Annotated in this window: 7 protein-coding genes; 3 read left to right on the forward strand and 4 right to left on the reverse strand. The window is 74.1% G+C overall.

What is annotated here, in order from left to right; genetic code table 11:
- The first annotated feature begins 189 nt into the window (after positions 1-189).
- Complete coding sequence (locus DZF91_RS41960; RefSeq protein WP_235834221.1) at positions 190-687, forward strand: ArsR/SmtB family transcription factor; 498 nt, start codon at positions 190-192, stop codon at positions 685-687.
- Here DZF91_RS41960 and DZF91_RS11880 read toward each other — a convergent pair.
- The gene (locus DZF91_RS11880; protein WP_117357538.1) at positions 677-970 is read right to left on the reverse strand and encodes a putative quinol monooxygenase; all 294 of its coding nucleotides are present in this window, start codon (positions 968-970) and stop codon (positions 677-679) included. The two genes, DZF91_RS41960 and DZF91_RS11880, sit on opposite strands and share 11 nt — an antisense overlap.
- 71 nt (positions 971-1,041) lie before the next feature.
- Positions 1,042-2,100, reverse strand: a complete 1,059-nt coding sequence (locus DZF91_RS11885) for an aldo/keto reductase (RefSeq protein WP_117357524.1) — start codon at positions 2,098-2,100, stop codon at positions 1,042-1,044.
- A gap of 137 nt (positions 2,101-2,237) precedes the next feature.
- On the opposite strand from DZF91_RS11885, the gene DZF91_RS11890 reads away from it, so the two are divergent.
- The gene (locus DZF91_RS11890; RefSeq protein WP_117357525.1) at positions 2,238-3,107 is read left to right on the forward strand and encodes a helix-turn-helix transcriptional regulator; all 870 of its coding nucleotides are present in this window, start codon (positions 2,238-2,240) and stop codon (positions 3,105-3,107) included.
- Between the two features lie 51 nt (positions 3,108-3,158).
- Here the strand turns inward: DZF91_RS11890 and DZF91_RS11895 are convergent, their stop codons facing one another.
- Together DZF91_RS11895 and DZF91_RS11900 are read right to left on the reverse strand one after the other, a co-directional pair.
- Positions 3,159-3,818, reverse strand: coding sequence for a response regulator (locus tag DZF91_RS11895; protein WP_117357526.1), 660 nt, complete (start codon positions 3,816-3,818; stop codon positions 3,159-3,161).
- On the reverse strand, positions 3,815-4,954 hold the full coding sequence (locus DZF91_RS11900; protein WP_117357527.1) for a sensor histidine kinase: 1,140 nt from the start codon (positions 4,952-4,954) through the stop codon (positions 3,815-3,817). The genes DZF91_RS11895 and DZF91_RS11900 overlap by 4 nt, the downstream gene beginning before the upstream one ends.
- A gap of 220 nt (positions 4,955-5,174) precedes the next feature.
- Here DZF91_RS11900 and DZF91_RS11905 point away from each other — a divergent pair.
- The coding region (locus DZF91_RS11905; RefSeq protein ID WP_199486570.1) for an MMPL family transporter at positions 5,175-6,307 on the forward strand (1,133 nt) is incomplete at its 3' end.

A 6,307-nucleotide genomic window follows, 5' to 3' on the forward strand; every position in this document is an offset into this window, starting at 1 on the left:
CGCGGCGATCTGGAGGCGGCCCACGCGCCCGGCGCCCTGCCCGCGCCGCTCCGGGAAGCGCTGGACGAGCCGGCGGACGAGACGGCCGCCGAACAACTACGCGCCGCGATCTGCGACGTCCTGCACCGGTACTGGCGACTGGCGGTCGAGCCGCACTGGCAGCAGGTACGGCTCGTCCTGGAAGCGGACATGACCTACCGCGCGCGCCGCCTCGCCGTCGGCGGCGCGCGCCTGCTGTTCGCCGACATGCACCCGAACCTGCGCTGGAACGACGGCGTGCTGCGGATCAGCAGGATGATCAGCCGCCACCACGTCGTCGCGGGCGGTCGCGGCCTGCTGCTGATGCCGTCGGTGTTCGCCCACAAGCCCGCCCCGCCGCTCGGCCCGGACGAGCCGCCGATGCTCGCCTATCCGTCCCGGGGTGTGGCCACGCTGTGGGCCGCCGCGCCGCCGCCCGACCGGCACGCGCTCGGCGAACTCCTCGGCGCGCCGAAAGCGCGCCTGCTCCTGCTGCTCGCCGAGCCGCTGCCGACCGTCGAGGTCGCGCGCCGCCTCCGCGTCACGCCGAGCGCCGTCTCCCAGCACCTGCGGGTGCTGCACGCGACCGGCCTGGTGAGCCGCGCCCGCGACGGCCGCCAGGTCCTCTACCGCCGCACGCCCCTGGGCGACGACCTCGTCAGGGCGTGACCGCGCCCAGACGCCGGACGGTCATCGGCTCGGCGAGGATGCGGTCGAACACCATCTCGGCATGCCGGAAGTGCGGCGTCGCGAAGTGGGCGCCGAGGGCCGCCGGGCCCGTCCACTCCTCGACGACCACCATCCGGGAGGGGTCGTTGGGATCGGCGTACGGCCGGTAGGCGAGGCATCCGGGCTCGTCCAGCGACGGTTCGACCATCGCCTCCAGCGCGGTGCGAAGCCGGTCCTCCTGCCCTCCCATCGCGCGGAGCTCCGCGACGACGAACAGAGTCACGTCCTTTTCCTTCACGTTCGGCTCACTCATGTCCTGCCCCTTCGTTTTTTCTCGCATCCGTCTCGCGACCTTCACGGGCGGGCCGGGCCGGTGCCCGCTCCCGTCGCGGTGATGGCGTCGGCCACCTCGTCGATGTCGGCCCGGGTCAGGCGGACGTCCGCCGCGCCGATCCAGCCGTCCACCTGCCGCGCGAAGCGGGCGCCGACGATCGCGCCGGTGAGGCCGGGCCAGGCCAGCGCCCACGCGATCGCGACCTCGGCGACGCTCACTCCGTGCCGCTCGGCGATGGGCCGCAGCGCGTCCGCGAGCCGCAGGTTCGCGGCGAGACCGGTGGTGAAGTCGGCGTGCGCGGTCCGCCAGTCGTCGGACGGCAGGTTCGCCACGCGCTCGGCCGAGAACGTGCCCGTGAGCAGCCCGGACTGCAGCGGTGAGTAGCCGATCACCGCGGTCCCGTTCTCCTTCGCCCACGCGATCTCGGCGGCGGCCGACCGGTTGATCGCCGAGAACGGCGGCTGGACGGCGTCCACGTGCGCGATCCTCTCGGCGGCGGCGAGCTGCTCGGCCGAGTGGTTCGACAGGCCGATCGCGCGGACCTTCCCCTCCGCCTTCAGGTCGGCCATGACCTGCCAGTACTCCTCCAGCGGCGTCGCGTTCGGCGACACCGCGCCGAACCCGCCGCCCGCGTACTCCAGCGACTCGCCGGTGTCGGGGTAGTGCACCTGGTAGAGGTCGATGCGCTCGACGCCGAGGCGGCGCAGCGAGTCCTCGACCTCCCGGCGGACGCTCTCCGGCCTCATGATCCGGCGGGGCGCGGCCGACGGGTTCTCCGGGTCCCAGACGAGGCCCGCCTTGGTGAACACGTACGGGCGGTCGGCCTCGGGCAGCCCGGCGATCGCCCGGCCGACGAGCTCCTCGGAGTGGCCGAGGCCGTAGACGGCGGCGGTGTCGATCCAGTTGACGCCGAGCTCCAGCGCGTGCCGGATCGCCGCGACCGAGTCGGCGTCGTCCGTCTCGCCCCAGCCGAACGTCCAGCCCGCCCCGGACACGGCCCACGACCCGAAGCCGAGGCGGGTGACGTCCATGTCGGTGCCGCCGAACCGCACCGTCTCGTTGATCCTGCTGTCGGTCATCTTCGTCGTTCCGTTCCTGCTCGGTGGGTTCCGCTGACCAGAACCCTGGCCGGGCGCGAACGGCCTACCCAGTGCCCGCCCGTGCCTGGGCACCGCGTGACCAGGCTGCGGTGGTCCTCGCCCGCGATACTGGGGCCATGGCTTTGGACAGACGCGCCGAACTGGGCGAATTCCTCCGATCCCGCCGGGCGCGGCTGCGGCCCGAGGAGCTCGGGCTGCCCGACTACGGCGGGCGGCGGCGCGTCCCCGGTCTGCGGCGCGAGGAGCTCGCCCGGCTCGCCGGGGTCAGCGTCGACCACTACGTCCGCCTGGAACAGGGCCGCACGCTGCACTTCTCCGAGGAGGTCATCGACGCCGTCGCCCGCGCGCTGCGGCTGGACGCGGCCGAGCGCGAACACCTGGCCCGCCTCGCGCGGCCGTGGTCCGGGACGGGCGCGCCCGCCGGGCCGCAGACCGTCCGGCCGGGACTGCGGCGGCTGCTGGACACGGCGTCGGACGTCCCCGCGTACATCGTCGGGCGCGGCACGGACGTCCTCGCCTGGAACCACCTCGCCGCCGCGCTCGTCATCGACTTCGGCGCGCTGCCGCCGGAGGAGCGCAACCTCGCCCGGCTCGTCTGCCGGGACGAGGGCATGCGCGCGCTCTACGAGGACTGGCCCGGCAAGGTCGCCGACGTCGCCGCCTACCTGCGGCTCGACGCGTCCCGGCACCCGGACGACCCGCGCCTCGCCGCGCTCGTCGAGGAGCTGTCGGCGGGCACCCCCGAGTTCGCGGCGGCGTGGGCGGAGCAGCGCGTCCGCGACAAGACCCACGGACGCTACGTCTACCTGCACCCGGTCGTCGGCCGGATCGACCTCGGCTACGAGACCCTGCGCCTCCCGGACGACCCGGACCAGGCGCTCGTCGCGCACACCGTCGAGGAGGACTCCCCGTCCGAGGCGGCGCTCCGCATCCTCGCCACCCTCGCCCACCGCCCCGCGCCCAGCTCCAGCCACCGTGCGGGATGACCACTCCGCCCCTGAGCAGGCCGGCCGCGCGTGACTCAGCCGCCGCGTGGCTCAGCCGCGCGGGGTGACCAGGCCGGACTCGTAGGCGAGGACGACGAGCTGGGCGCGGTCCCGGGCGCCCAGCTTGACCATCGCCCGGTTGACGTGCGTCTTCGCGGTCACCGGGCTGATGTCCATCCGGACCGCGATCTCGTCGTTGGCCAGGCCCTGCGCGACCAGCGCGACGGCCTCCCGCTCCCGGTTGGTCAGCCTCTCCAGGCCCGTCCCCGGCCCCGGGCGGACCGGCCGCGTGACGTACTCGCCGATCAGCCGCCGGGTGATGGACGGCGCGAGCAGCGCGTCGCCGCGCGCCGCGACCCGCACCGAGTGCAGCAGGTCCTCCGGCTCGATGTCCTTCACCAGGAACCCGGCGGCCCCGGCGCGCAGCGCGTTGAACACGTACTCGTCGAAGCCGTAGTTGGTCAGGATGACGACGTGCACCCCGGCCAGCGCGGGGTCGGCGGCGATGCGGCGGGTCGTCTCGATGCCGTCCATGACCGGCATCTGGATGTCGACGAGCGCGACGTCCGGGAGCCGTTCGCGGGCGAGCGCCAGCCCCTCCGCGCCGTCGCCGGCCTCGGCGACCACCTCGATGTCGTCCTCGGCGTCGAGCAGCGCGCGGAACCCGCCGCGCAGCAGCGGCTGGTCGTCCACCAGCAGCACGCCGATCACGGGACGGGCGCCGCGGGCGACACGGGCAGCTCGGCCCGCACGCTGAAACCGCCCTCGTCGCGGGGCTCGGCGCGCAGCCGCCCGCCGAGCGCGGTGACGCGCTCGCGCATCCCGAGCAGTCCCACGCCGGGAACGGGCGGGCTGCCGGGGACGGCGCCGCCGTCGTCGTCGACCCGGATCGCGAGCATGTCCGGACGGTAGTCGATCACGATGGACGCCGTCGTCGCGGCGGCGTGCCGGGCGGTGTTCGTCAGCGACTCCTGGACGATCCGGTAGGCGGTGCGGTCCACCGCCGCCGGCACGTCCTGCGGCCGGCCCTCGATCGTCAGGACGGTGTTCAGGCCCGTCCCCCGGGCGCGTTCGACCAGGTCGGGGACGTGGTCCAGGCCGTACGCCGGGGAGCCCGAGTCGTCCCGCAGGGTCTCCAGCGTGGCGCGCAGCTCGCGGGACGCCTCCCGTCCGGCCTCCTGGATCGCCAGCAGCGCCTCGGGCACCCGCTCGCCGCGCTTGCGCGCCAGGTGGACGGCCACCCCGGCCTGCACCTTGATGATCGAGATCTGGTGGGTGAGCGAGTCGTGCAGCTCGCGCGCGATGTGCAGCCGCTCCTCGCTGGCGCGCAGCCGCGCCGCCTCCTCGCGGGTGCGCTCGGCCTCGTCCGCGCGCCGCTCGGCCTGCCGCAGCGCCTCCCCGGCGGCCCCGGCGGCGATCAGCCACGCGATCTCCAGGACGCCCCGGGCCTGCACGAACGACTCGCCCACCGACCAGTGGTGCGGCGAGACCATCGCCGCGACCGGCAGCGTCAGCAGCAGCATCACGCTCGCCGCAACCGTGACGAGCCGGTGCCCGGCCCGGACCGCGGTGTAGGTGGCGAACAGGTACGCGACGGCGGGCACCTCGAACCCGACCGCCTGGTAGCCGGCGACGCACATCCAGGCGACGACCAGCACCGGGACCGGGGCCCGGCGGACGAACGCCATCGCGAGGCCGCTGACCGCGATCAGCGCGTAGCCGCAGAGGTCCAGCCCGACGGCGGGGTGCCCCTCGCCCGCGGCGGTGATCAGCAGCGCCGCCGCGAGGAAGACGGCGATCAGCCAGTCCCTGTGCCTGGACCAGACGGCGGACAGTCCGGTGCTCATAGGCGCAACCTAACCAAAACCGGGCGGCGGCACCTCCTGCCCGCGGACGAGGGGGCCACTACCGCGAGCGCAGTAGGCCCACGGCGTCCGCAGCAGAAAGGGCCGGAGAAATGCGGCGCCGGGCGTAGCGCGAATTCACCACGACGGGCGGACGACTTTCACGAATGCGCGCGAAATCATCAATTCCGTTCGGCCGCGGAACAACGGCACAAGGAGTTTGATGATGACGACCGAGACCCCACGCGAGGGCGGCGTCCTGGCGGGACTCGCCCGCTTCTGCTACCGGCGACGACGCCTGGTCCTGCTGGCCTGGATCGTGGGCGTGCTCGCGGTGGCGGTCGGCGGGTTCGGCTTCGGGGCCGCCTCGAACAACGATTTCTCCGGTGGCGGATCCGGGTCCGCCGAGGCGCAGACACTGATCAAGCGGCATTTCCCCGAACAGCAGGGTGACACGCTGACCCTCGCCATCAAGGCGGACCGCGGGATCGACGACCCGGCCGCCCGGCAGCGGATCGAGAAGGTCGTCTCCGTCCTGGACGCCTCGCCCGTGACGGGCCCGGTGACCTCGCCCTACACCGATCCGTCGCTGGTCACCAAGGACCGCCGGATCGCCCGCACGACCATCCCGCTGACCAGCCAGGACGTGAAGAAGTCCGAGGTGGCGTCGCTGGTCACGGCGGTCAAGGACGCGTCGGGCGGCGCCGTGACCCTCGGGCTCGCGGGCGAGCAGGCGCAGAAGGCCGAGGCTCCCGCGCAGGGACCGGGTGAGGCGGTCGGGATCCTGGCGGCGGCGATCATCCTGTTCATCGCGTTCGGCTCGCTCGTCGCGATGGGCCTGCCGATCGTCACCGCGCTGATGGCGATCGTCGGCGGGATCGCGCTGATGAAGCTGGTCGGGTACGTCTTCCCCGCGCCGGACTTCACCGCGATCGTCTCCGCCCTGATCGGGCTCGGCGTCGGCATCGACTACGCACTGTTCATCGTGACGCGCTACAAGGACGCCCTGAAGGACGGTGACGACCCGGAGGCCGCGACGGTCAGGGCGATCACCACCGCCGGGCACGCCGTGCTGTTCGCCGGGACGACCGTCGTGATCGCGCTGCTCGGCCTGGTCGCCATGGGACAGCGGCTGATGACCGGCGTGGGCGTCGCCGCGTCCGTGACCGTGCTGGTCACGATGGTCGCCGCGGTGACGCTGCTACCCGCGTTCCTCGGCTTCACCGGCCACCGGATCAACGCGCTGCGGCTGCCCCGGCGCGCGGCCCGGGGCGAGGGCGCCGGCCCGGCCCGGCGGACGCCCGCCGAGCGCTGGGCGACCGCGGTGCAGCGCCGTCCGGTGATCGCGGCCGCCCT

Source organism: Actinomadura logoneensis (genome assembly GCF_003428695.1).
Classification (GTDB): domain Bacteria; phylum Actinomycetota; class Actinomycetes; order Streptosporangiales; family Streptosporangiaceae; genus Spirillospora; species Spirillospora logoneensis.